Annotated in this window: 27 protein-coding genes; 25 read left to right on the top strand and 2 right to left on the bottom strand. The window is 34.3% G+C overall.

Annotated features, from left to right (window positions below; translation table 11 throughout):
• Positions 1-62: 62 nt before the first annotated feature.
• The 16 genes from M0M57_RS01720 to M0M57_RS01645 all read left to right on the top strand — a co-directional run bounded on the left by M0M57_RS01720 (position 63) and on the right by M0M57_RS01645 (position 10,196).
• Positions 63-284 (top strand): hypothetical protein, encoded by a 222-nt coding sequence (locus M0M57_RS01720; protein ID WP_248434801.1) that lies wholly within the window; start codon positions 63-65, stop codon positions 282-284.
• The gene (locus M0M57_RS01715) at positions 281-589 is read left to right on the top strand and encodes a hypothetical protein (RefSeq protein WP_248434799.1); all 309 of its coding nucleotides are present in this window, start codon (positions 281-283) and stop codon (positions 587-589) included. Before M0M57_RS01720 ends, M0M57_RS01715 begins: the two co-directional genes overlap by 4 nt.
• Before the next feature lie 17 nt (positions 590-606).
• Complete coding sequence (locus M0M57_RS01710) at positions 607-831, top strand: hypothetical protein (protein ID WP_248434797.1); 225 nt, start codon at positions 607-609, stop codon at positions 829-831.
• On the top strand, positions 828-1,133 hold the full coding sequence (locus tag M0M57_RS01705; protein WP_248434795.1) for a type II toxin-antitoxin system RelE/ParE family toxin: 306 nt from the start codon (positions 828-830) through the stop codon (positions 1,131-1,133). The genes M0M57_RS01710 and M0M57_RS01705 overlap by 4 nt, the downstream gene beginning before the upstream one ends.
• A gap of 9 nt (positions 1,134-1,142) precedes the next feature.
• Positions 1,143-2,312 (top strand): glycosyltransferase family 2 protein, encoded by a 1,170-nt coding sequence (locus M0M57_RS01700; RefSeq protein WP_248434793.1) that lies wholly within the window; start codon positions 1,143-1,145, stop codon positions 2,310-2,312.
• 158 nt (positions 2,313-2,470) lie between these two features.
• A complete protein-coding gene (locus M0M57_RS01695) occupies positions 2,471-3,829 on the top strand; it encodes a dihydrolipoamide acetyltransferase family protein (protein ID WP_248434791.1) in 1,359 nt (452 codons plus the stop codon).
• 149 nt (positions 3,830-3,978) lie between these two features.
• Positions 3,979-4,755 (top strand): 3'-5' exonuclease, encoded by a 777-nt coding sequence (locus tag M0M57_RS01690; RefSeq protein ID WP_248434789.1) that lies wholly within the window; start codon positions 3,979-3,981, stop codon positions 4,753-4,755.
• Positions 4,756-4,829: 74 nt separating this feature from the next.
• Positions 4,830-5,441, top strand: coding sequence for a fumarylacetoacetate hydrolase family protein (locus M0M57_RS01685; RefSeq protein ID WP_248434787.1), 612 nt, complete (start codon positions 4,830-4,832; stop codon positions 5,439-5,441).
• 4 nt (positions 5,442-5,445) lie between these two features.
• The gene (locus M0M57_RS01680) at positions 5,446-5,790 is read left to right on the top strand and encodes an Hpt domain-containing protein (RefSeq protein WP_248434786.1); all 345 of its coding nucleotides are present in this window, start codon (positions 5,446-5,448) and stop codon (positions 5,788-5,790) included.
• A gap of 246 nt (positions 5,791-6,036) precedes the next feature.
• On the top strand, positions 6,037-7,284 hold the full coding sequence (locus M0M57_RS01675) for a CinA family nicotinamide mononucleotide deamidase-related protein (RefSeq protein WP_248434784.1): 1,248 nt from the start codon (positions 6,037-6,039) through the stop codon (positions 7,282-7,284).
• A 74-nt stretch (positions 7,285-7,358) separates the two neighbouring features.
• Positions 7,359-7,595: a 50S ribosomal protein L28 gene (rpmB, locus tag M0M57_RS01670; RefSeq protein WP_112087259.1), complete on the top strand. Its 237-nt coding sequence runs from the start codon at positions 7,359-7,361 to the stop codon at positions 7,593-7,595.
• Between the two features lie 26 nt (positions 7,596-7,621).
• On the top strand, positions 7,622-7,804 hold the full coding sequence (gene rpmG, locus M0M57_RS01665) for a 50S ribosomal protein L33 (RefSeq protein WP_112087260.1): 183 nt from the start codon (positions 7,622-7,624) through the stop codon (positions 7,802-7,804).
• Between the two features lie 8 nt (positions 7,805-7,812).
• Positions 7,813-7,965, top strand: coding sequence for a DUF4295 domain-containing protein (locus M0M57_RS01660; protein ID WP_112087261.1), 153 nt, complete (start codon positions 7,813-7,815; stop codon positions 7,963-7,965).
• 99 nt (positions 7,966-8,064) lie between these two features.
• Complete coding sequence (gene ftsY, locus M0M57_RS01655) at positions 8,065-9,018, top strand: signal recognition particle-docking protein FtsY (RefSeq protein ID WP_248434782.1); 954 nt, start codon at positions 8,065-8,067, stop codon at positions 9,016-9,018.
• Entirely contained in the window at positions 9,018-9,311 is a 294-nt protein-coding gene (locus M0M57_RS01650; protein WP_248434780.1) for a hypothetical protein, read from the top strand. Before ftsY ends, M0M57_RS01650 begins: the two co-directional genes overlap by 1 nt.
• 30 nt (positions 9,312-9,341) lie before the next feature.
• A complete protein-coding gene (locus M0M57_RS01645; protein ID WP_248434778.1) occupies positions 9,342-10,196 on the top strand; it encodes a sulfurtransferase in 855 nt (284 codons plus the stop codon).
• A 1-nt stretch (position 10,197) separates the two neighbouring features.
• On the opposite strand, the gene M0M57_RS01640 is transcribed toward M0M57_RS01645, so the two are convergent.
• On the bottom strand, positions 10,198-11,265 hold the full coding sequence (locus tag M0M57_RS01640) for a serine hydrolase domain-containing protein (RefSeq protein WP_248434776.1): 1,068 nt from the start codon (positions 11,263-11,265) through the stop codon (positions 10,198-10,200).
• 108 nt (positions 11,266-11,373) lie between these two features.
• On the opposite strand from M0M57_RS01640, the gene M0M57_RS01635 reads away from it, so the two are divergent.
• The 6 genes from M0M57_RS01635 (at position 11,374) to M0M57_RS01610 (ending at position 15,243) form a co-directional block, all read left to right on the top strand.
• A complete protein-coding gene (locus tag M0M57_RS01635) occupies positions 11,374-11,793 on the top strand; it encodes a lipocalin family protein (protein ID WP_248434774.1) in 420 nt (139 codons plus the stop codon).
• Positions 11,793-12,089: a DUF721 domain-containing protein gene (locus tag M0M57_RS01630; protein WP_248434772.1), complete on the top strand. Its 297-nt coding sequence runs from the start codon at positions 11,793-11,795 to the stop codon at positions 12,087-12,089. Before M0M57_RS01635 ends, M0M57_RS01630 begins: the two co-directional genes overlap by 1 nt.
• Before the next feature lie 74 nt (positions 12,090-12,163).
• Positions 12,164-12,562, top strand: a complete 399-nt coding sequence (locus M0M57_RS01625) for a transposase (RefSeq protein ID WP_248433141.1) — start codon at positions 12,164-12,166, stop codon at positions 12,560-12,562.
• Positions 12,529-13,401, top strand: a complete 873-nt coding sequence (locus M0M57_RS01620) for an IS3 family transposase (RefSeq protein WP_326930623.1) — start codon at positions 12,529-12,531, stop codon at positions 13,399-13,401. The genes M0M57_RS01625 and M0M57_RS01620 overlap by 34 nt, the downstream gene beginning before the upstream one ends.
• A gap of 477 nt (positions 13,402-13,878) precedes the next feature.
• Positions 13,879-14,523, top strand: a complete 645-nt coding sequence (pdxH, locus tag M0M57_RS01615; RefSeq protein WP_248434770.1) for a pyridoxamine 5'-phosphate oxidase — start codon at positions 13,879-13,881, stop codon at positions 14,521-14,523.
• Positions 14,524-14,748: 225 nt separating this feature from the next.
• A complete protein-coding gene (locus M0M57_RS01610) occupies positions 14,749-15,243 on the top strand; it encodes a CAP domain-containing protein (RefSeq protein ID WP_248434768.1) in 495 nt (164 codons plus the stop codon).
• A 40-nt stretch (positions 15,244-15,283) separates the two neighbouring features.
• Here the strand turns inward: M0M57_RS01610 and M0M57_RS01605 are convergent, their stop codons facing one another.
• Positions 15,284-16,120 (bottom strand): DUF6929 family protein, encoded by an 837-nt coding sequence (locus tag M0M57_RS01605; protein ID WP_248434766.1) that lies wholly within the window; start codon positions 16,118-16,120, stop codon positions 15,284-15,286.
• Between the two features lie 47 nt (positions 16,121-16,167).
• Between M0M57_RS01605 and M0M57_RS01600 the strand changes: the two genes are divergently transcribed.
• From M0M57_RS01600 to tamL, 3 genes are all read left to right on the top strand, one after another.
• Complete coding sequence (locus M0M57_RS01600; protein WP_248434765.1) at positions 16,168-17,049, top strand: PPK2 family polyphosphate kinase; 882 nt, start codon at positions 16,168-16,170, stop codon at positions 17,047-17,049.
• Positions 17,050-17,364: 315 nt separating this feature from the next.
• On the top strand, positions 17,365-22,329 hold the full coding sequence (locus M0M57_RS01595) for a translocation/assembly module TamB domain-containing protein (RefSeq protein ID WP_248434763.1): 4,965 nt from the start codon (positions 17,365-17,367) through the stop codon (positions 22,327-22,329).
• A 3-nt stretch (positions 22,330-22,332) separates the two neighbouring features.
• A complete protein-coding gene (gene tamL, locus M0M57_RS01590; protein WP_248434761.1) occupies positions 22,333-24,624 on the top strand; it encodes a translocation and assembly module lipoprotein TamL in 2,292 nt (763 codons plus the stop codon).
• The last annotated feature ends 19 nt before the right edge of the window (positions 24,625-24,643 follow it).

The raw sequence follows: 24,643 nt of genomic DNA, 5'->3' as shown, positions 1-24,643 counted from the left end.
GAAATGCAATTGGGTTTTGCATTTCAAAAAAAATCCTTATATTTAATCTTTAATTTAATGTTATGAACAAAAAGAACCCAAGCCACGAAAAAAAAGACATCAACAAAGTTGAAGAGCCAATCACTGACTATAATGTAGAAAAAAATACTGTTCAAGAAGAAGAATTGCATCCTGTTTTAGTGAAACTTCTAGAAAAATCTATAAAAAATCATAAAGAAGGAAATGTTATTTCACACGAAGAAGCATTGAGAAGAATCAAAGAAAGATATCCTTTTTTAAAATGAAATATAGTTTTAATTGGGATTCAGTTGCATTAGAATCGTACATTGAAGAAACTGAATTTATCTTACTAAAATGGAATTATAAAGAAGTTGAAAAATTTAAAATTTTAGTTGAACAAAATTTAGAAAGACTTTCTATAAATCCTGAAATTGGAGTTTTTGATAAAAGATTCAAAGTTTATACGTTGGTCGTTTCAAAACAAACTACTTTGTATTACAGTTTTAGCAAAGAAAAAAGAGTAATTGCATTGCATATTTTTTGGAACAATCTAAAAAAACCGGAAGATTTAAATAAGTTGCTTTATTAAAAATTAATTTTGAAATTATGCCAAAAAAATCAAACCCAAGCCACGAAAACAAACACATCAACAAAGTTGAAGAACCAATTATTGAATATAATGTAGAGAAAAATGCTGTTCAAGAAGAAGAATTGCATCCAATTTTGATTAAACTTTTGGAAAAATCGATTCAAGATTCCAAAGAAGGAAAAGGCATTTCGCACGAAGAAATGCAAAAAAGAATTAAGCTAAAATATCCTTTTTTGAAATGACATATCAGATAATTTGGCAGCCAAATTCTGAAATGTCTTATTATGATGAAATCGATTTTATTTTCCGTAAATGGAACCATAAAGAGGTTCAAAAATTTCAGGATTTAGTATTCGAAAACTTGAACAGACTTTCAGAAAATCCATTAATTGGAAATTACGATAGTTCGAAAAAAATTTATACAATAATTATTTCTAAGCAAACTAAGCTTTTTTATAGTATTGATATGAAAAATAAAGTAATTGATTTGCTTTTATTTTGGAACAATTCAAAAAATCCGGAAGATTTAAATAAGTTGCTGTAAATTTGCCCTATGCAACTATCCGTCATCATCCTTAATTATAACGTTCGCTATTTTCTCGAACAATGTGTACTCAGTGTGCAAGCCGCTTTGCAACACATTGATGGCGAAATAATTGTGATCGACAATAATTCATCCGACGATAGTTGTCAAATGATGAAAACCCGTTTTCCTCATATCAAACTCATTGAAAACAAAGAAAACACCGGCTTCCCAAAAGGTAATAACACAGGAGTAGCCGAAGCAAAAGGCGAATATATTTGCATTCTCAATCCCGATACGGTTGTAGCTGAAGATACTTTCACTAAAATCCTGAACTCCAAACTCCAAACTCCCAACTCCCAACTAGGAATTCTAGGTTGCAAACTCATCGACGGCACCGGAAATTTCCTCCCCGAAAGCAAACGCGGTATTCCAACTCCTTGGGTGGCGTTTACAAAAATCTTTGGGTTGTATAAAATTTTTCCAAAAACTAAAATTTTCAATCAATATTATGCTCAGCATTTAACTGAAAATCAATCCGGAAAAGTAGATATTTTAGTAGGTGCTTTTATGGTCATGAAACGCGATTTATATAATGAAGTTGGTGGATTCGACGAGAATTGTTTTATGTATTCCGATGATATCGACTTGAGTTATACGGTTTTGAAAACAGGAAAAAACAATTATTATTTCGCCGAAACCACCGTCATTCATTACAAAGGCGAAAGTACAGTAAAAGACGGAACGTATATGAAACGTTTTCAAGAAGCAATGGATTATTTTTATTCCAAACATTTCAAAAAATCAGCCTTTTTTAGTGTTTTTATGAAAGTCGGTAGCTTCTTTTTTGCTTTTTTAAAGAAAAATAAAACAGCAGTTTCCAATAGAAAAATTGACAATTATATTTTTATTTCCCAAAATGAGTTATTAAAAGAAAAACTCGAAAAATTGTTAGGAAAAAATGTAAAACGACTTTCAACTTCTTTTAAAAATGAATTACCTTCGCTATTAAAAGGAATAAGTTCAAATATTGAAATAATTTTTGATCAGAACGATTTACCTTTTTCAACCATCATTTCCGCAATGGAATTGTATAAAAATGAAAAAGTATCATTCAAAATCATCCCTAATCAATGTAATTTTATGATTGGTAGCAACAGCAGCAATGACAGAGGAGAAGTCGTGATGATTGAAGGTTAATTATTGAATTTTAAGGTTTTTAAAGCTCTGTGAAATTTTTAAATCCGTGTTAATCCGTGAAATCTGTGTCAAATAAAATTATTGATAATTATAAAAACCAATCCTTTTTTTAGTAATTTCGCAAACTGAAACAAAAAATAAACCGTTAGGTTAAAGATATGGCAAAATTTGAATTAAAATTGCCCAAAATGGGAGAAAGTGTTGCCGAAGCAACAATTACCAATTGGCTTAAAAAAGTGGGAGAGAAAATCGAAGCCGATGAAGCGGTCTTGGAAATCGCTACTGATAAAGTAGATAGCGAAGTTCCATCTGAAGTTTCAGGGACGCTGACAGAAATTCTTTTTAACGTAGATGATGTCGTAAAAGTGGGTCAAACCATCGCAATTATCGACACTGAAGGTGGAAGTGCTCCGGCAGAAAAAGCAAATGAAGAAATTGCTCCAGCCATCGTTGAACTTGAAAAGGCCATAGAAGTAGCTCAAGAAGTTGTTCATTCTGCCACTCCGGTTGAGGTTGATTTTTCAGCATCAGAAAAATTCTTTTCACCGTTGGTAAAAAATATTGCCAAAGAGGAAGGTGTTTCCATCTCTGAATTAGAAAAAATAAACGGTTCCGGCAAAGAAGGTCGCGTGACCAAAGATGATATTTTGTCTTACGTAAAAGACAGAGCCAATCAACCTGTTGCCGCTCCAAAACCAGTAGTTGCTGCCGAAACTCCAAAAGCGGAAATAAAAGTTGAAACTCCTAAAACAGAAACTCCAAAAGCAGAATCAACTCCGGAGAAAAAAATCCCGGTTTCCGTAAACGGTCAAGACGAAATCATCGAAATGGACCGTATGCGAAAACTGATTTCTGGTTATATGACCACTTCCAAACAAACTTCGGCTCACGTGCAGTCGTTTATTGAAGTGGATGTAACTAATATTGTAAACTGGAGAACCAAAGTAAAAGACGCTTTTGAAAAAAGAGAAGGCGAGAAGCTAACCTTTACACCAATATTTATGGAAGCTGTGGCAAAAGCCATCAAAGACTTCCCAATGATTAATATTTCGGTTGAAGGAGATTACATCATCAAAAAGAAAAACATCAATCTAGGAATGGCCGCTGCATTACCAAACGGAAACTTAATTGTTCCGGTTATCAAAAATGCGGATATGCTTAACCTTGTCGGTTTAACCAAAACAGTAAACGATTTAGCCAATCGTGCTCGAAATAATCAATTAAAACCGGACGAAATTCAAGGCGGAACGTACACCGTTACCAATGTGGGAACTTTCGGCAGCGTTTTCGGAACACCAATTATCAATCAACCACAAGTTGCAATTTTAGCTTTAGGAGCCATCAGAAAAGTTCCTGCTGTTATCGAAGCTCCAACCGGAGATTATATCGGAATTCGTCACAAAATGTTCTTGTCTCACAGTTACGATCACCGTGTAGTAGATGGTTCTTTAGGTGGACAATTCGTAAAACGTGTAGCTGATTATCTAGAAGGTTTCAGTGAAAACAGAGAATTCTAAAATTAAAATTATTATAATTTCAACCCTTTCAGTCATAAAAATCTGAAAGGGTTTTTTAATACAAAAACCTTAAAATACTACTAAAAAAAGTAATTTCATCGTTAAAAGGTTATTTCAAACTCTTATCTTTGCTTTACTAAAATTTTAAAATGGAACTCAAATTAAACCGCCCAATTTGCTTTTTTGACCTCGAAACTACCGGAGTAGAAGTGGCAAAAGACCGAATTGTGGAAATCTCAATCTTCAAAGTTTATCCAAACGGAAATAAAGAAAGTAAAACGTGGTTGGTAAATCCGGAAATGAAAATTCCATATACATCAACACAAGTTCACGGAATTACGGACGAAAAAGTAGCCAACGAACCCACTTTCAAAGAACTTTCCGGTCAGGTTTATAATATGATTAAAGATTCAGACTTAGCCGGATTTAATTCAGATCGATTTGATATTCCATTATTGGCCGAAGAATTATTACGAGCCGGAGTGGATTTTGATATGAAAAACAGAGTTTCAGTCGATGTGCAAACCATTTTTCACAAAATGGAAGAGCGAACTTTGAGTGCTGCTTTCAAATTTTATTGCGGACAATCGCTTGAAAACGCTCACTCTGCCGAAGCCGATACAATGGCAACCTACGAAATTCTCAAAGCTCAACTAGAACGTTATCCCGAATTAGAAAACGATATGAAATCGCTCTCCGAATTTACAACACGAAAAAAATCCGTCGATTTTGCCGGATTTATTGCGTTGAATGACAAAGGAGAAGAAATTTTTTCCTTCGGAAAACACAAAGGCGTTTTAGTCGAAAAAGTGCTAGAAGAAGAACCCGGCTATTTCGGTTGGATTCAAAATGCAGATTTTCCTTTATACACCAAAAAAGTCCTCACCGCCATCAAACTCAGAAAATTAAACAATAAATTAACTTAAATTCTAAGAATCTCAGAATCTCAGAATCTCAGCAACTCAGCAACTCAGCATCTCAGAAACTCAGCAACTCAGCCATGAAAATAATCTGCATCGGAAGAAATTACACCAAACACATCGAAGAGCTTCACAACGAGCGACCCGATGAACCGGTCGTTTTTCTAAAACCCGACAGTGCGGTTTTGCTCAAACAACACCCTTTTGTGATTCCCGAATTTAGCGACGATATTCACCACGAAGTCGAAATTTTAGTACGAATCAACAAAGTCGGCAAATACATCGATGCCAAATTTGCACCAAATTATTACGACGAAATCGGTCTCGGAATCGACTTTACCGCACGCGATTTACAAGCAAAACTCAAAGAAAAAGGTTTGCCTTGGGAAAAAGCCAAGGCTTTTGACGGTTCAGCGGTTATTGGTAGCTTTTTATCGAAAAAAGATTTTAGTTCCACAGAAAATATTAATTTTGAGCTGAAATCCAACGGAAATACCGTTCAAAAGGGGAATACCAGCCATATGTTGTGGAAAATTGACGAACTTATAGCCTATGTTTCTCAATACTTTACACTCAAAATTGGCGACATTATTTTTACCGGAACACCAGAAGGTGTGGCAAAAGTAAACCCAAACGACATCCTCGAAGGATTCATTGAAAACAAAAAACTATTCCGAATTCAAGTAAAATAAAAAAATGGCATTAAACTATAACTTAGCCAAAGTCTATGCACTTTCAGACAACGATCCCGAGTTCGTTCTCCAAATAATTACCCTTTTTGTGAGCGAAATTCCGGAAGATTTAAAGTTCGTCAAACAAGGCATCGAAGAAAAAAACCACAAATTGGCCTACAGCTATGCACACAAAATAAAACCCACGCTTGATTTATTGGGAATGAACGTGGCCTACGAAGAAATTCTTCAAGTAGAAGCTTGGACAAAACGCGAAGGAAAACGCAAAGAAATAAAAGAGATTTTCAAAAGTATCGAAGATCAAGTAGAAAAAGCCGTAAAAGAAATCAATAAAGATTTCGAATTATAAGAAGCTATTCCGGCTATCCGCTGCAAGTCCTCACTAAAAAAACTATTTTTCTAAGCCAAAAAAGTAGCTTCCTTTGGTCGCTCTTTTTTGCCAAGAAAAATTAGTTTTTTTAGTTCCGGGCTTTCCGCTACTATCCGGGCTATGAAATTCTGCTTCGATTGAACTACTTTCGAACAATCCAATAATCGGAAAATCTAACAATCCAATAATCTAACAATCCAAAAATCGAACAATCGAACCATCCAATTGAAAGCAACCATCATCACCATTGGCGACGAAATTCTCATCGGACAAATCACCGATACCAATTCCGGTTTCATAGCCAAAGCATTAAACAAAATTGGGGTAGAAGTACACGAAATGATTTCCATCAGCGATGATAAAACGCATATTTTGGAAACCTTTACCAAGGTACAAAACCTAGTCGATTTTGTCATCATTACCGGCGGTTTAGGACCAACAAAAGACGACATCACTAAAATCACTTTTTGCGATTATTTTGAAGATACTTTACAACGAAATCAAACCGTTGAAAATCACATCGTCGCACTTTTTACCAAAATGAATTTTGTGGTTTCTCAAGTCAATCGCGACCAAGCGTTGGTTCCATCCAAATGCATAGTCTTGCAAAACAACTTCGGAACCGCTCCCGGAATGTGGATGCAAAAAGAAAACACGGTTTTTGTTTCGTTACCCGGCGTTCCCTATGAAATGAAAGCCATCGTAACCGACGAATTAATTCCGAAAATCGTTAACGAATACAAGCGACCATACATTTTACACAAAACCATTTTAACCTACGGCCAAGGTGAAAGCATCGTTGCCGAACGCATCGAAGAATGGGAAAATAATTTACCACCATTTGTAAAATTAGCCTATTTACCAAGTCCGGGACGAGTGCGTTTGAGATTATCTGCTCGCGGTTTAGACGAACAATTTTTACAAACAACAATAAGCGAATTGGTCGCTCAATTGCAAGAAATCATCAACGACATCATTGTTGGTTTTGAAGAAGACGAAAGCATCGAATTCGTTTTAGGAAAATTGTTAACCCAAAAGAAATTAACCCTTTCCACAGCCGAAAGTTGCACGGGAGGAAAAATAGCAGAAACAGTAACAGCAATTGCAGGTTCGTCTTCCTATTTTAAAGGTGGAGTGGTAACCTATGCAACCGATACGAAAGTTTCTGTTCTAAGAGTGAATCAATCCACAATTGATAAATTTTCTGTAGTAAGCAAAGAAGTAGCCGAAGAAATGGCTTTAGGAGCTCAGAAACTGCTTCAAACCGATTTTGCCATAGCAACCACAGGAAATGCCGGTCCAACCAAAGGCGATGCCGATGCAACGGTTGGAACAGTTTGTTTTGCGATTGCCACCCCAAAAGGAGTTTTTTCAGAAGAGTTTAATTTTGGTCAACCTCGTCAAAAAGTGATAGACAGAGCAGTAAACAAGGGACTTGAACTGCTTTTGAAAGAAATTTTAAAAAACTACTAAAATTTGTTTGTGTAATACATTAGTTTTTTGTTTCTTTGCACCCTGATTTTGAATAACGATAAAAGATAAGCATAATGTCAAGAGTTTGTGACCTTACAGGTAAAAGAGCGATGGTAGGAAACAATGTTTCTCACGCGATGAACAAAACTAAGAGAAAGTTTTCTGTAAACTTAGTTAAAAAACGTTTCTATCTTGCTGAAGAAGACAGATGGATTTCGCTTAGAGTAGCAGCGTCTACTATTAAAACAATTAATAAAAAAGGGTTAGCTGCAGTATTGAAAGATGCAAAAGCTAAAGGATTTATTTCTTAATTCCACCCTATTAAATATACAGAAAAATGGCAAAGAAAGGCAATAGAATCCAAGTAATTTTAGAGTGTACAGAGCACAAGACTTCAGGTGTACCTGGAACGTCTCGTTATATCACGACTAAAAACAAAAAGAATACTCCGGACAGATTAGAGATTAAAAAATTTAATCCAATCTTGAAAAAAGTAACAGTTCATAAAGAAATTAAATAAGATAAGAAATGGCAAAGAAAACCGTAGCAACGTTACAAACAGCGTCAAAAAGATTAACTAAAGCCATTAAAATGGTAAAATCTCCAAAAACTGGAGCTTATACTTTTGTTGAATCTGTAATGGCTCCTGAACTAGTAGATAATTTCTTAACAAAGAAATAATTACTTACCGTATTATAGTTAAAGCTACTTTCATTGAGAGTAGCTTTTTTATTTTATCTTTGTAACAATAATAGAGTATCAAAAATAACAAACCAGAATATGAGTTTTTTCAAACGAATATTTTCATCCGAAAAAAAAGAAACGTTAGACAAAGGTTTAGAACAAACCAAAACTTCTTTTTTTGCTAAGCTAACCAAAGCCGTTGCCGGAAAATCAACCGTTGACGAAGACGTATTGGATAATTTAGAAGAAGTATTAGTTTCTTCCGACGTTGGTGTGAAAACCACTCTTAAAATTATCGATCGAATTGAAGAACGTGTTGCCAAAGATAAATACCTTGGAACAGAAGAACTCAACAAAATTCTTCGCGAGGAAATTGCCGGACTTTTATCAGAAACCAATACCGGCGAAGCAACCGAATTTGATATTCCGGCCAACAAAAAACCCTACGTAATTATGGTTGTGGGTGTAAACGGAGTGGGTAAAACAACTACAATCGGAAAATTAGCGTATCAATTTAAAAAAGCCGGACATAAAGTGGTTTTAGGTGCTGGCGATACTTTTAGAGCCGCTGCTATTGACCAATTACAAATTTGGGCAGATCGAGTAGGTGTGCCCATCGTCAAACAACAAATGGGAAGTGACCCTGCATCAGTTGCTTTTGATACATTGCAAAGTGCTGTAACGCAAGGTGCCGATGTAGTAATTATTGATACTGCGGGCCGACTTCATAATAAAGTTAATTTGATGAATGAGCTAACCAAAGTAAAACGCGTAATGCAAAAAGTCGTTGGCGATGCTCCTCACGATGTATTATTAGTTTTAGATGGTTCAACCGGACAAAACGCATTCGAACAAGCCAGAGAGTTTACAGCAGCTACTGAAGTTTCTTGTTTAGCCGTAACAAAACTAGACGGAACTGCAAAAGGCGGCGTAGTAATCGGAATATCAGATCAATTCAAAATTCCTGTAAAATATATTGGTGTTGGAGAAGGAATCGAAGACTTACAGGTTTTCAACAAATATGAATTTGTAGATTCGTTTTTTAAATAATGGAAGAACCAAAAGTTTTTAATAAATACCTCGTATCCTTAACCAAAATTGTTTCGGTTTACTGCTTCTTTTTTGTACTTCTTAAATCAATAGCCATTTTTCGTGGTGCTTGGATGATTCCAAATATTATCTTAGCAATCCCATTTATTTGTATGGGAATTTTGACGGCTTACACAGTTCTTTATAAAAAATATTCTTGGATTATCACAATCATTACAGTTGTGCTTATCATCGCAGTTCGTTATTATGAAGTAGATTTGGTTTATTTTTTGCAGAATAAGTACGGGAGTTAATCATTCTACGCAATCTTAAATTGTATAAAAATGAAAAGCAAACTTTCTCCTATTATTCAAGTTTCAGAATTAAAAGAGCTTCACAAAAAGAATGATTTAATTATTCTCGATGTAAGTAATGGAAAAAAGACTCAATCCAATTACAAACAAAAACATTTAGACGGAGCACTTTTTGTTGATTTAAATACTCAACTTGCAGAAATAAACGAAGATGTATCAAAAGGAGGAAGACATCCTTTACCAACCACAGAAAATTTTTCTAAGTTACTTTCAACTTTAGGAATTACTCCAAAAACACACATTATTCTTTACGACGATAAAAGTGGTGCAAATGCTGCAGCTCGAATGTGGTGGATGTTAAAATCTGTCGGACACGAAAAAGTTCAAGTTTTGGATGGAGGTTTTCAAGAAGCAGAAAAACAAAATTTCCCAATCAATTCGAATTCTGTAAATTCTACACCGACAGAAGAATATAAAATCGAAAATTGGAAATTACCATTAGCCACATTAATTGAAGTAGAAAAAGCTTCAAAAAATATTTCAAACTTAATTATTGACGTTCGTGAAAGTGCAAGATATAATGGAGAAACAGAACCAATAGATTTAGTTTCCGGTCATATTCCAAATGCAATCAATATTCCGTTTTCTACAAATTTGGATGAGAACGGACTTTTTCTTTCTCCAGAAATGTTAAGAGAGAAATATAAAAATATCTTCAAAAATAATGCATCAAATGACATTATAGTTCATTGTGGTTCTGGTGTAACAGCTTGTCATACACTTCTAGCGATAGATTATGCCGGATTTGAAATTCCAAAATTGTATGTTGGTTCGTGGAGCGAATGGAGTAGAAATAACAAACCAATTGCGGTTAGTAAATCTTAAATTAATCAATCACTGCATTAATCTTTGCCCATAATTGATTATCAAAATCTGATAAGGCAAAATTTTCTCCATCAGCAACTTCTCCTAAACGAATCACAACCATTTTTTTACTTGGGATAACATAAATTTTCTGATCATTTTTCCCCAATCCGCAAACCATATCGGCAGCAGCATTCGGAATCAGGCTACCTGGAAATTGCAATTGCGTTTGCGGTAAGCGATAATTTGCCTTTCCATTCAACCACCATAAATAACCGTATGCATTATTAAGACTTTGTGAAGGTGAAATAGCTTCCATCATATACGCTTCAGGAACAATAATTTCCGAATTCCACTTTCCTTTATTTAAAGATAATAGTCCAAAACGAGCTGTACTACGTGTTGTACTCCAATAAACATTAAATTCATCTACAGCTAACCATGTTCCGGTCATCCCAATTTTACTTTTAAGTTTTGAAGTAAAATAAGCATCAAAAGATTGATTAGTTGCATCGGCAATCACATCTTGCAATTTTTCAAAAACATTATGATAAGCCCAACGCGTTCCCGCATCAGCTAAGTATTGCAACTCCGCAGGTGAGTTTCCATTTCCCATTCCGTCATCCAAACCGGAAGTCATTGATAGTAAATGTTTATTCGTAATCAAATTTTCTTTAGCTAACGGAGCGGAAGTCCAACCTGTTCCCAAATAATCCGAAACTTTATCATTAATATTAAGCAAACCTTCTTGTTGAGCAATTCCAATCGTTGCGGTTGTTAATGTTTTCCCGGCACTCGCCCAATACCAAGGAGAAGTAGCCGTATGTCCATTGAAATAATTTTCCATCACAATTCGACCATTCACCAAAATAATGAAACCTTTTGTATGTTTTTCTTCCAAAAATGTCAACAAAGGTTGCACTTCACTTTCATTCCAACCCAATTCACTCATCGATTTGGTTTCCCAAACATTTCCTGAAATTGGTGGAAAATACATACTTTCAGTTGGAATATCTTCTGAAGAATCAGAGTCAGACGAACAGTTTAAAAGTAAAACTGCTAACAAAATAAGTGGAAAATAGTTCTTCATAACTTACGATTTTATGTCAACTTAGACTCAATATTTTTAAAAAGGTTTAATCAAATTTACTTTTTATTCCTTCAAAATAATTGTAATTTTAAACTTTATTTTAAAACGATGAAACAGCTTTTTTATTCCCTTATTTTTTCAATTGTATTGATTTCTTGTCAAGAAAAGGTTTCCCCCGATTCCATTTCAAAAATAACCGGTTATTGGGAAATTCAAAAAGTACAATTGCCTGATGGTCAAGAAAAAGAGTATAAAATTAATGAAACCATTGATTATATCGAATGGAAAAACAATACCGGTTTCAGAAAAAAAGTAAAACCGCAGTTTGATGGTAAATATCTAACCAATGATGAGTTGGAAACCATTGAAATTAAAGACAGTTCCGGTATTTTCTTAATTCATTATAAAACCGATTTTGCCCAATGGAGCGAAGAAATTTTAACGTTAACCGATAGCATTTTAGTCCTCAAAAACAAGCAAGATTTAGAATATCATTACAAACGATTCAAACCCATTTCTATCCAATAATGGCCAAACGATTAAACAACGAAAGCCCGATTTCTGACGTACTCAAAGCGTTTATTGAAAACAATAAACTCCAATCTGGTATGGACAAAATCGACGTCGAAAAAGCGTGGAAAGACCTTATGGGAAACGGCGTAAACACCTACACCAAAGAAGTTATCCTTAAAGGAGCAACACTCTATGTCACACTAACATCTGCCGTTTTGCGAGAAGAACTCAGTCACGGAAAACAAAAAATCATCACGATGCTCAACGACGAATTGCGAAAAGATGTGGTGAAGGAGTTGGTTTTGAGGTAGGTGTCTGTTGTCCGTTGTCTGTTATCTGTTGAATGTACGTCCCTGATATAGGTTGACCACAAAAGTCAACTTATATGAAAGCAAATTTGAGAAAAATTAAGAAGTATCGATTTTATTCTACCGAGTTTAAACAGGAAATAGTTTCGTTATATGAAAGCGGAATTTACAGTGTTTATCAATTAGAAAAATTATATGGTATCTGTAATAAATCTATTTATCAATGGATTTATAAATTTTCTACCTTTAACAAAAAAGGAATACGGGTTGTTGAGATGAAAGAAAGTAACACTCAAAAGCTAAAAGAGCTAGAGCAGAAAATTAAAAGTTTGGAGCAAATAGTTGGTCAGAAGCAAATTCAGATTGAGTATTTGGAAAAGATGATTGATATTGCCAAAGATGAGCTAAATATTGACATTAAAAAAAACTCAAGCACCCTACAATCCAATGGTTTAGAGAGAACAAAGAAAAAGTAAGTTTCTCTTTAAATAGTCTGTACAAGGTTGTTACTATATCTAAACAAGCTGTGAATAAATATTGTAAAGAACAAAAATTATTCACCGAAAAAGTAGAGAAATTAGTAATCGAAGCTCAAGAATTAAGGAAAGAGCATCCGGGTTGTGGGGTTGAAAAAATGTATTACGTACTTCGACCAGAGTTTTTAGGAAGAGATAGGTTTATAGATATTATGATGGATTTAGGATTTAGAGTTCAGTATAAAAAGAATTACAAACGGACAACTTATTCCATTGCAAATCAATATCCAAATTTAATAAAAGGATATTTGGTTAATAAACCGTCAACAATATGGCAATCAGATATTACCTATATCGCTTTGGGGGAAAGATTTTATTATGCTGTTTTTATTGTTGATGTATATACAAAGTTGATTGTTGGTCACAGAATATCTAACCATATGAGAGGAACAGCAAACCTTGAAGCGTTAGAAATAGCTTTGAAAGAGTATGATGCTCCAAAAATTCATCACTCCGATAGGGGAAGTCAATATTTATATCATGAGTATATAAATCTATTAAAGTCAAGGGGTTCAAGAGTCAGTATGGCAATTTCTGCTCAAGATAATGCTTATGCTGAAAGGATAAACAGAACAATTAAAGAAGAATATTTGGATTATTGGAAGCCAAAAACATTTGAGGAATTACAAAGAAATATAAGCAAAGCAGTTTGGCATTATAATGAAAAGAGGATTCATAAAAATTTAAACAAAATGACACCGAGAGAGTTTTATGAAAATTGTTTCAAAAAGAATTATAAAAATCCAATTATTGAAATCTATGACAATGGTTCGGGATAAAAATCATAAAAGTTATTTCCAAAATTTTTTTAGCCAGTTAAAAGGGCTAAAAATTTCAGAATAACTTTTATTTTTGATCAGTGATAAATTTAAACATTAGTATTAAAAACCGGTCAACCTTATTTAGGGATTTACAAACCGACAACCGACAACAGACAACCGACTCTCCAAGTAGGCGATTTGTTTCCTTTTTAGCCCCGACCTGCCTGCCGGCAGGCAGGTTGCAGTGGAAATCTTTTTGTTTGCGAGCTTTGCTCGTGAATAAAAAATTGGAACGAAAAGCGGGAATAGGGTTGGCTGAAAATGCCCGAGCCATTCGCTCCTAACAGACTGAATGATTTTTTATAATAGAAACACGGAAAAGAGATTGCTACGGAATGACAAAATCGTGTGAAAACTATGACTGTCAACTGCGACTGAATACTGAATCCCATTAATTCGTACCTTAGCCACTCATTAATTAAGTATAAAAAAATAATGGAAGATCTCAGCAATTACCGAAAATCATACGAAAAAAGCGAACTTTTGGAAACCAACATTCCCGAAGATCCAATCAATTTATTTCACCGTTGGTTTTATGAAACCGAAGAACAAAGTGATATCGAAGAAGTCAATGCAATGACAGTTTCCACAATTGGATTAGATGGTTTTCCAAAATCCCGCGTTGTTTTACTCAAAAAATTCAACGAAGAAGGATTTATTTTTTATACGAATTATGAATCCGAAAAAGGAAAAGCTATCGAAGCTAATCCTAAACTTTGTTTATCTTTTTTTTGGCATTCGATGGAAAGACAAGTCATTATTAAAGGAATTGCAGAAAAAACCACTTCATCAATCTCCGATGGATATTTTGATTCTCGTCCGGACGGAAGCAAGTTAGGAGCTATTGTTTCCAATCAAAGTACGGTAATCGAATCAAGAAACGTTTTGGAAGAAAAATTAAAAGAACTTGAACAAAAATTTCAAGGAAAAGAAATTCCTCGACCTGCTTTTTGGGGCGGATTTTTGGTTCGTCCGCAAGAAGTTGAATTTTGGCAAGGAAGACCAAATCGTCTTCATGATCGAATTCGATATCAACTTCAAAATGATTATTCTTGGAAAATCGAAAGATTATCACCTTAATATGTAGGAAAAAAAGTAAATAAAAATAAAAAAGATGTATTTCATCGATTTTATTTGGCACTTAAACGAATATAGTAGTAATATTGAACTGTCAAACAAGACAACACGTTCATAAATTATAAAGCACCAAGATATTTGCCCCACATCTATCAAAAGCTAAAAAAAATATTTAGATAATAAAAAGGTATTTGCCCCACATCTACTTTTAAAACTTAACCTACTACTATGAAAGCAAAAATGTTTAGAGCATTGTTGCCATTCGCAATTGTGTTCACTTTGATCTCATGTTCTTCTGATGCTTCTGAAGATGCAGCCGTAACGCCAATCGTTGAGAATTTTTCATACAACGAAGTTGAATTAGATTTGATGAATAAAATCAATGAGCATAGAGTTAGCGTTGGGTTAAACCCATTAGAAAAAATTAATCATATTTCATTCAAATCGTCTGAACATAATGATTATATGATTGAAAATGATGTAGTGGGTCACCAATATTTTGACCAAAGAGCTAGCAACATCAAACAAGTTTTGGGAGCTGTTCAAGTAAGTGAAAATGTAGCATACAACTATCAATCAAATGCAGGTGTTTTAAACGCTTGGTTATTGAGCGACGGACATAAAAACAATATCGAAGGAGATTTTACACATTTCGGAATATCAGTTAAAACAAATCCAACCACAGGAAAAAAATACTACACCAACATTTTTATGAAAAGGTAATTTTGCCCCGAATTTACCTTAACCTAAGAAGAACCACTCACTAATGAGTGGTTTTTTTTATGGTTAATTTGTAAATATCAGCTTTCAAAATTTCTGAATCATTGTCTTCACAAAGTAAGAAAGTGATTTCGTTTTTTGAATTTTTGTAAACCGTTAATCCTTCGAATTTATTTGAGTTAGTTATTTTTTCAATAGATAATAATTCAAAAGTGGAAGGATGTAATGTTCCAATCCAACTTCCTAAAACAACACCATCTTCATAAGTAGAATTTGAATCTTCGGCCGCAGCCAAAAAATAAATTTGATCCTCAACCAAAACCGCATCGGTAAAAGTAGCATGAACGCCTTTTTCTTTTGGTAAAATAATCGGAATAAAATCAATTTTACTAGGATTTTCAAGTGAATCACTTAAAACAAAAATACCATTCTGACTTGCCAATCCATTTCCTCGCTGAAATAAAAACCATTTGTTTTCAAATTTCAAAACACCCTCAACATTCAAATTTTCTTTGTCAACTCTTGTCGATTCAGAAATTTTTTCGAATAATTTAGTTAAATCAGTAGTTATTGATTTCTTCGTTTTTGTATGATAAGATGATGATATCATTCGCTTTTCAGTCGAACCCGATCCCAAAAGCAAAATTGAATCGCCAATTTTTGTAATCGATTCAAAATCAGGTTTATCTTTCTTAGTAATAGATTCCAAACTATTTTCAAAAAGTTCAATTTTGTCTAATTTTTCAGTCTTAAAATTATATTCATACAAAAACGAACTTGAATCAGAAATTAAAAAAAGCGAATCATTTTCAAACACCAAACCTGAAGTCGCTCCAATTCCCAAAATCTGAAAAAATAACTCTAATTTAAATTTGTCCATACTTTTTTGTACTTTGGTGTAAAATTAATCAATCTAATCCACATCAAATGAAAAATATAAAACCGGAACATTTCAGAGTCGATTCCGAAATCAGCTTATCCCAAACACCCACTTTTTTAGACATCCAAACTTCTGAAAAAAAGAAGGAAAAAATACTCCAAAAAACCCGTGAAAAGTTGAGCAAATTACAAGATACTATGTATGCTCACAACCGCTACGGCGTTCTCATTTGTTTGCAAGGAATGGACACTGCCGGAAAAGACAGCCTCATTCGCGAAGTATTCAAAGAATTTAACGCTCGCGGCGTGGTGGTTCACAGTTTTAAAACACCCAATTCAAACGAATTGGAACACGATTATTTATGGCGGCATTACATTGCACTTCCCGAAAAAGGAAAATTCGCCGTCTTCAACCGAACGCATTATGAAAACGTACTCGTAACCCGAGTTCACCCCGAATACATTCTCAATGAAAACATTCCTGGCATCGAAACCGTCGAAGACATCACACCCGAATTCTGGGAAAATCGTTTTGAAAGCATCAACGCATTCGAAAAACACATCGCTTCAAATGGCGTAATCATCCTCAAATTCTACCTTCATCTCAGCAAGGAAGAGCAACGTCAACGTCTACTTCGCCGACTGGAAACCGAGAAACACAACTGGAAATTTTCACCCGGTGATCTAAAAGAACGTGCGTTGTGGAACGACTATCAAAATTGCTATGAAGACGCCATCAATCGTACCTCAAAACCGCATGCACCTTGGTATATTGTTCCGGCAGACAACAAAGAAACATCACGTTATATCGTAGCAAAAACCATTCTTGAAGAGCTTCAAAAATACACCGAAATCAAGGAACCCGAACTAGAAGACAAAGTAAAAGACAATATCAAAATGTATCACGATTTGCTAAAATCAGAAGAATAGTTTTGGCCGCACTACGGGCTATCCGCTACAATTCCTCAAGCCAAAACACAAAAAACTAAGCCGCAAAAAGAGCTTCCGCTGGTCGCTTTTTTGCGGCAAGTTTTTTAGTGTTTTGGCTCTCTGGGATTTCCGCTGCTATCCCTGGCGGAAACTGTGCTATCAAACCATTTCATTACAAAATATGGTAATTCTGTAACAAATCAACGTTAAAATATAATCACTTTGGTGAATAGAAAATTACCTTTGTAAGGATTTTCATTTTTTAACACTTGAAAACTCAACAAAATAAGCTAATTTTAAACCCAAAAGGAACCTTTGAAAAAGAACTTAAAAAAAGTAGCACGAATTTTACTTTGGATAATTGGTTCCATCGTGCTAACCTTTCTTCTTTTAGTAATTTTACTTCAAGTTCCTGCCGTGCAAAATTTTGTAAAAGATAAGGCTGTTTCTTATCTCGAAGACAAAATTAAAACCAAAGTTTCCATCGACCGAATCGAAATCGGTTTACCCAAAAACGTCATCGTCGAAGGAATTTATCTCCAAGATCAACAAAAAGACACGCTTTTATATGGCGAAAAAGTGTTGGTCAACATCAGCTTGTTCAAACTAATCAGCAGTAAAGTCGATATCGAAAATGTTGAATTAACCGGAGTGGTAGCCAACATCAATCGAAATAGTGAAGGCGAATTCAATTTTGATTACATCATCAAAGCTTTCGCTTCCGAAGAACCAAAACCGGAATCAGAACCAACCGAAATTTCGTTAGACAAAATCAATTTAAACAACATTCGTTTTACGTTTGACGATGCGTTAACACAAAACGATTTCAAACTTAATTTAGGTCATTTCAACACGCGAATTAAAACTTTTGATTTAGAAAATTTAGATTTCGAAGTACCAAAAATCGAAATTGATGGCTTAAAACTTCAACTTAAACAAGGCATCGCACAAGTGCTTCAAAATACCGAAGAAGTTGTAGAAGATGTCAAAAACGAACCCAACTTAAAATTAAAAATAGGTGAAGTTGATTTAGGAAAAATTGATATACGTTTCGAAAGCGAATCCAATCAATTAAAAACCGGATTAGCGTTTCAAAAATTAGTGGTAAATTTCAATGAAATTGATTTACAAAAGCAATTCATCGATATCGCTTCCTTCGATTTAAAACAAACCAAAGCCAATCTCGTTTTAGGAAAAATTGAAGAACAAGTAACTAAAGAACCATCAACTGAAACCGCATCCAACAATTGGAAATTTAAACTCGACAAAATTTTAGTTGAAAAATTAGACTTTCAATTCGATGATGAAAAATCATCTCCAATTGCTAAAGGAATCGATTACAAGCATCTTCATCTTCAAAACTTAAACCTTGATGCTTCGAAGCTAAATTACGCCACCGAAAATATGGCGGCTAACGTTCATTCATTTCAAGTGAATGACAAAAGTGGTCTGGAAATTCAGTCGTTTTCTACCGATTTCAAGATGACTCCAACCGGTATTTCGCTTGAAAAATTAGCCATAAAAACACCACAAACCGAAATTAAAAATAAGTTAGTGATTGGTTTTCCTTCGCTAGAATCCATTAGCGAAGATCCATCAACTATTTCGCTTGATGCTCGACTTTTACAAACCAAAATAGCCTTTCAAGATTTGTTGCTTTTTGCTCCGCAATTGGCTCAGGATAATCCGTTTAAAAGTCATCCAAACGCTATTTTGTTATTAAATACAGAACTTTCAGGAAAATTAGACAACCTCGAAATTCCATTTTTTGAAATCAGCGGAATTGGGCAAACCAATGCTTCACTTTCGGGTAGAATCGTTGGTTTGCCTGATATTGAAAAAACGTATTTCGATCTTGCGATAGATCAATTTCAATCTTCTTCCAAAGATGTGTTGACATTTGTTCCACCGAATACGATTCCATCCAACATCGAACTTCCAACCACATTTAACCTCAATGGAAATTTCAAAGGATTAATCAATGATTTTGCAACCAATTTGAATTTAAAAAGCAGTTTCGGAGATGCAAAAGTGGTTGCTATTTTTGATCAATCCAAAAAAGGAAACGAACAGTATGATGCTCAAATTGACTTGACGGAATTTGATTTAGGAAAATTAATTAAAAATGATTCCATCGGAAAATTAACTTTAAAAGCCGATGTAAAAGGTATTGGTTTAGACCCCAAAACAGCTTCCGCAGATGCCGATTTAGAGGTGATTAAAGCGACTTACAATTCATACACTTACCAAAATGTTTCGCTAAAAGGAGCAATCCAAAATGGCGATTTTGAAATCACAACTGCAAGTCAAGATCCAAATATCACATTTGACGGAATTGCTTCAGGAAGTTTCAAAACCGAATACCCAACCGGAAAATTGAAGTTAAATTTGGAAATGGTTGATTTGGAAAAACTCAATTTTATGGAGAAACCATTCCGATTCAAAGGAATTGTTGAAGCCAATATGGCTTCCACCGACATTGATTTTTTGAATGGTGAAGTGGTGTTGCACGAATTTATTTTAGCCAACGAAAAGGAGCAATTTGTATTAGATTCAGTTAAAATTTTAGCAGAATCAACCGTTGAAAATAATAGTATAAAACTTGAATCTCAATTTGTAGATGCGGCCATTTTAGGAAAATATAAATTATCAAAAATTGGCGAATCGCTTTCAAATTCTATTCAAAAATATTATAATTCATCCGGAAATCCATCTGTAAAAAATTCAGAAGAGCAACATTTTGCTTTTAATGTTGAGGTGAAAAATACACCAATGCTGCAAAAAATTGTTCCGGATTTAATCAGTTTAGAAACAATTTCAATCGATGGGAGATACAATACTGTGAACGATTCCATCATTATGAAAGGCAGAATTCCATTAGTGAAATATGGAAAAATTACAGTTTCAAATGCTATAATCGATTTGAATACAGAAGAAAATGCGTTGGTTTATAATTTAGAAGTTGATGATATTCAAAGCGAACAATTTCAAATTCCACACACGATTGTAAGCGGAAAAGTTGAAAATAATGTGGTGAATTATGCTTTACAATTGCTGGATGCGAAAGATGAAGAACGTTATTATTTAGCCGGAACTTTAGAAGCAAAAAATGGTATCAACGAAGTGAGTTTAGATTCAGAAAAGCTTATTCTAAATTACAATGAGTGGCAATTGGCAGCCGATAATCTCATTCGTTTTGGGCAACTAGGAATTAATGCATCCAATTTTGATTTGTCAAAAGGAGAAAATAAATTAACCATTCAATCGGAAACCAGCGATATGAGTTCTCCAATCGCCATCGATTTTGAGAATTTTGAGATTGAAACCTTAACCAGTTTCGCTCAACAAAGTCAGTTAGAAATGACCGGAAAAATCAATGGAAATGCCAATGTTAGAGATATAAGTTCCACACCAATTTTTACTTCCGATTTAACGATTGAAAACTTTACTTTCAAAAAAGATACTGTTGGCGATGTTAAATTAAAAATAAACAATGAAACCGCTTCGACTTTCAATGCAGAAGTTTCGATTACAAGCCAAGATAACAAAGTAGATTTGAATGGTTTTTATCGCACCAGCGACAGTAGTTTTGATATGAAATTAGCCATTGAACGATTGAATTTAAAGAGTATTCAAGGTTTCACAATGGGCAATTTGACAAATGGAACGGGTTTTTTTACAGGAAATTTTGATATTTCAGGAACAGTTGACAAACCAAATGTAGTTGGAACGTTAGATTTTAATGACATTGGATTTAAAGTTACATCGCTCAATTCCAGTTTTAAATCCATTAATGATCAAATTAAATTTACAGGAGAATCAATCGTTTTTGACAATTTTGGAATTAAAGATGAAAAAGACAATGATTTAAATATTAATGGCAGGATTTTGACTTCCACTTTTCAAGATTTTAGATTTGATTTAGCCGTTGTAGCCGATAATTTCAAAGCTATTAATTCTACTGCAAAAGACAGTGATTTGTATTATGGCGAATTGTATATCGATACGAAATTAGACATCAAAGGTGATTTGAATAGTCCGGTTATCAACGGAAGTTTAAAAGTAAATAAAGACACAAAATTTACTGTTGTTTTGCCACAGTCCGACCCTTCCATTGCTGATCGCGAGGGAATTGTTGAATTCATCGACCCTAATACAGTCAAATTATTTGATGATACGATTACGATGAAAGATTCACTCAACACAACTGATATTCGTGGAATTTTAGCCGCAGTTAACATCGAAATTGATAAAGAAGCCGAATTTTCCATCATCATTGATAAAGCAAATGGAGATTTCTTGAGATTGAAAGGAGAAGCTCAACTGAGTGGTGGAATTGATCCTTCAGGAAAAACAACCTTGACAGGAAGATATGAATTTACCGAAGGAAGTTATGAAATGAATTTCAATTTAATCAAGCGAAAATTTGAAATTAAACCCGGCAGTTATATTCTTTGGACAGGTGAGCCAACTTCCGCAAACATCAGTATTACGGCAGTTTACAAAACAGAAACTTCTCCATTAGATTTGGTAAGCGATCAATTAGGAGCTGTTACAGACGAGGTACGAACTCGTTATTTGCAACGCATTCCGTTTGAAACCGAGTTAATTATGACAGGAGAAATCATGAAACCCAACATTTCTTTTGATATTGTTCTACCAGATGGAAATAATAGTGTTTCTGCAGATATTATCAACATGACGCAAGCAAAATTAGCTCAATTGCGTCAACAACCCGATGAATTGAACAAACAGGTTTTTGCATTGTTATTATTAAATCGATTTGTGAGCGAAAACACATTTGCATCATCGGGCGGACCATCTGCTGAATCATTAGCCAGAGATAGTGCCAGTAAAATTTTATCGCAACAGCTTAACAATTTAGCTGGAGATTTAATCAAAGGAGTTGAGATGGAATTTGATTTAGATTCATCAGACGATTTTACCACCGGACAGCGTGAAACCAAGACAGATTTAAATGTTGCTCTGTCAAAAAAATTGTTAGACGATCGTTTAAAAATTACAGTTGGTAGTAGTTTTGGATTAGAAGGACCACAGCAAGAAAATCAAGATGCAACTAATATTGCGGGCGATATTTCAGCGGAATATCAATTGTCTAAAGATGGTCGTTATCGCGTAAAAGCATATCGTAAAAACTTATACCAAGTGGCTTTGTTAGGTGAAGTAGTTGAAACCGGTGTGGCATTCATCATCACGATTGACTATAATAAATTCAGAGAAATTTTCAGCAAGAAAAAAGAAGAGAATTCAAAAAAGTAATGTATGAAGAATTTGAATAAACTATATATTTTTTCCCTTATTGCATTTTTTGCTTCTTGCAGCAACACGCGTTTTTTGCCTGAAGGCGAATTGTTATACACCGGAGCAAAAGTAAAAGTAGAAGGTGACAGCCTATCCAAAAGTGAAAAAAAGGATTTAAAAGCTCAGTTAAATGAATTACCTCGTCCAAAACCGAATTCATCTATTTTAGGTTTAAAACCGAAATTATATTTTTACAATATTGCCGGCGAACCAAAAAAAGAAAAAGGATTTCGGCATTGGTTGAGAAATACGGTTGGCGAAGCACCGGTTTTATTTAGTCAGGTAGATCGTCAATATAACCAAGATGTTTTACAGAATTATGCTGAAAATAGTGGTTATTTCAATGCTGAAACAACATCCGATTCGACTAGAAGAAATAAAAAAGCGAGTGTTGTTTATACTATTAAACCCAAAAAGCAGTATGTTATTAGAAATGTAACTTTTCCGGATGATTCTACCCAGTTGGCAAAAGATATCAGAGATGCTACAAGAAGAAGCCGCTTACGTCCAAAGCGAGGCTACAGTTTAGAAGCTATCAAAGAAGAGCGAATTCGCATTGATTCCCGTTTGAAAGAAAAAGGGTATTATTTTTTTAATGCTGATTATTTATTAATTCAAGCCGACACAACTGTGGCTCCACATGAAGTGGATTTAAACGTAAAAATCAAAGAAAATATTCCGGATTTGGCTAAAAAACAATTTCGCATCAAAGATATTTTCGTTTATCCGAATTATACAATTCAAAATGACAGTATCCGAATTGCCTCGGATTCCGTTGTTAGACATAATGATTTTACGATTATTGATCCCGAAAATTTGTTTGAACCAAGAATTTTTGATCGAACATTATATTTCAAAAAAAATGATTTGTATAACAGAACAGATCACAATTTGTCATTAAATCGATTGGTGAATATGGGAACTTTTAAGTTTGTGAAAAATGAATTTAAAGTAGCCGATACTACCGGAAATTATCTGAATACATTTTATTATTTAACGCCAATGCCAAAGAAATCCATTCGAACGGAATTGTTGGCAAAAACCAATTCGGCCAATTATACCGGAACTGAGTTGAATGTAAATTGGAGTAACAGAAACACTTTTAAAGGAGCAGAATTGTTAACCATCTCCGCTTTTGGTGGGATGGAAGTACAAGTTTCCGGACAAAATAATGGCTTCAATGTCTATCGTGTTGGAACCGAAGCCAGTTTAATTTGGCCAAGAATAATTGCTCCGTTTAAATTTGAATCGGCTAGCGGATTCGTTCCGAAAACAAAAGCAACTATTGGTTATGAATTTCAAAAACGAAGTAAATTATATTCTCTTCAAACGTTCAAAGGTTCTTTTGGTTATTTATGGAAAGAAAATGAACGAAAAGAACATCATTTAAATGTGACTGAAATCACGTATACTAGTCCTCAAAACGTAACGCAATTGTATCAAGATCAGATTGATATTAATCCGACATTAGAACGAATAATTGATAGACAATTGATTTTTGGACCAACGTATGCATACACGTACACCAACACAATGCAACGAAGAAAAAAAAATACTTTTTACTACAGAGGAAGTGTTGATTTTTCAGGAAACATAACCGGATTAATAACCGGAGCAAACGTAAAAAATGATAAACAAGTTGAAATTTTTAACGTTCCATTCAGTCAGTTTATAAAAATTGAAAATGAATTTCGTCATTATTTTAGATTAGGAAAAGAATCCCAAATAGCCAGTCGATTAATTGTTGGTGCCGGATTTGCTTACGGAAATTCGGAAGAAATGCCATTTATAAAACAATTTTTTATCGGCGGAACCAATAGTATTCGTGCGTTCAGAGCTCGTTCTATCGGCCCCGGAACGTATGATAACTCTATGAATGCAGGTGTTTTTTTACCGGATGAATCTGGTGATGTTAAATTGGAGTTTAATACGGAATATCGTGCTCAAATTTATAATTTCATAAAAGGAGCTGTCTTTATCGATGTCGGAAATATTTGGTTGATGAATGACAATCCGGACAAACCGGGTTCTAAGTTTTCAAAAGATTTTTTAAATGAACTTGCTGTTGGAACCGGAGTTGGACTTCGTTTTGATTTTTCATTTTTAGTATTGCGAACAGACTTTGCATTTCCGATTAGAAAACCTTATTTACCGGACGGTCAGCGTTGGGTTTTAGATGATATAAATTTCGGAAGCGGAACGTGGCGAAAAGAAAATTTAGTATTCAATTTAGCCATTGGTTATCCGTTTTAATTTCAATTTTGGCTTAATT

The organism is Flavobacterium azooxidireducens, assembly GCF_023195775.1.
GTDB lineage: Bacteria > Bacteroidota > Bacteroidia > Flavobacteriales > Flavobacteriaceae > Flavobacterium > Flavobacterium azooxidireducens.
The sequence above is the reverse complement of the archived record's forward strand: the minus strand, read 5'-3'. Positions and strand labels throughout refer to the sequence as shown.

Excerpts from the sequence above, each read along its gene's own strand:
- M0M57_RS01605 (WP_248434766.1), bottom strand. The coding sequence starts at position 16,120 with ATGGACAAATTTAAATTAGAGTTATTTTTTCAGATTTTGGGAATTGGA.
- M0M57_RS01600 (WP_248434765.1), top strand. The coding sequence starts at position 16,168 with ATGAAAAATATAAAACCGGAACATTTCAGAGTCGATTCCGAAATCAGC.
- M0M57_RS01695 (WP_248434791.1), top strand. The coding sequence starts at position 2,471 with ATGGCAAAATTTGAATTAAAATTGCCCAAAATGGGAGAAAGTGTTGCC.
- M0M57_RS01700 (WP_248434793.1), top strand. The coding sequence starts at position 1,143 with ATGCAACTATCCGTCATCATCCTTAATTATAACGTTCGCTATTTTCTC.
- M0M57_RS01715 (WP_248434799.1), top strand. The coding sequence starts at position 281 with ATGAAATATAGTTTTAATTGGGATTCAGTTGCATTAGAATCGTACATT.
- M0M57_RS01710 (WP_248434797.1), top strand. The coding sequence starts at position 607 with ATGCCAAAAAAATCAAACCCAAGCCACGAAAACAAACACATCAACAAA.
- rpmG (WP_112087260.1), top strand. The coding sequence starts at position 7,622 with ATGGCAAAGAAAGGCAATAGAATCCAAGTAATTTTAGAGTGTACAGAG.
- tamL (WP_248434761.1), top strand. The coding sequence starts at position 22,333 with ATGAAGAATTTGAATAAACTATATATTTTTTCCCTTATTGCATTTTTT.
- M0M57_RS01690 (WP_248434789.1), top strand. The coding sequence starts at position 3,979 with ATGGAACTCAAATTAAACCGCCCAATTTGCTTTTTTGACCTCGAAACT.
- M0M57_RS01685 (WP_248434787.1), top strand. The coding sequence starts at position 4,830 with ATGAAAATAATCTGCATCGGAAGAAATTACACCAAACACATCGAAGAG.
- M0M57_RS01705 (WP_248434795.1), top strand. The coding sequence starts at position 828 with ATGACATATCAGATAATTTGGCAGCCAAATTCTGAAATGTCTTATTAT.
- M0M57_RS01640 (WP_248434776.1), bottom strand. The coding sequence starts at position 11,265 with ATGAAGAACTATTTTCCACTTATTTTGTTAGCAGTTTTACTTTTAAAC.
- M0M57_RS01660 (WP_112087261.1), top strand. The coding sequence starts at position 7,813 with ATGGCAAAGAAAACCGTAGCAACGTTACAAACAGCGTCAAAAAGATTA.
- M0M57_RS01650 (WP_248434780.1), top strand. The coding sequence starts at position 9,018 with ATGGAAGAACCAAAAGTTTTTAATAAATACCTCGTATCCTTAACCAAA.
- M0M57_RS01645 (WP_248434778.1), top strand. The coding sequence starts at position 9,342 with ATGAAAAGCAAACTTTCTCCTATTATTCAAGTTTCAGAATTAAAAGAG.
- M0M57_RS01610 (WP_248434768.1), top strand. The coding sequence starts at position 14,749 with ATGAAAGCAAAAATGTTTAGAGCATTGTTGCCATTCGCAATTGTGTTC.
- M0M57_RS01720 (WP_248434801.1), top strand. The coding sequence starts at position 63 with ATGAACAAAAAGAACCCAAGCCACGAAAAAAAAGACATCAACAAAGTT.
- rpmB (WP_112087259.1), top strand. The coding sequence starts at position 7,359 with ATGTCAAGAGTTTGTGACCTTACAGGTAAAAGAGCGATGGTAGGAAAC.
- M0M57_RS01635 (WP_248434774.1), top strand. The coding sequence starts at position 11,374 with ATGAAACAGCTTTTTTATTCCCTTATTTTTTCAATTGTATTGATTTCT.
- ftsY (WP_248434782.1), top strand. The coding sequence starts at position 8,065 with ATGAGTTTTTTCAAACGAATATTTTCATCCGAAAAAAAAGAAACGTTA.
- M0M57_RS01630 (WP_248434772.1), top strand. The coding sequence starts at position 11,793 with ATGGCCAAACGATTAAACAACGAAAGCCCGATTTCTGACGTACTCAAA.
- pdxH (WP_248434770.1), top strand. The coding sequence starts at position 13,879 with ATGGAAGATCTCAGCAATTACCGAAAATCATACGAAAAAAGCGAACTT.
- M0M57_RS01625 (WP_248433141.1), top strand. The coding sequence starts at position 12,164 with ATGAAAGCAAATTTGAGAAAAATTAAGAAGTATCGATTTTATTCTACC.
- M0M57_RS01680 (WP_248434786.1), top strand. The coding sequence starts at position 5,446 with ATGGCATTAAACTATAACTTAGCCAAAGTCTATGCACTTTCAGACAAC.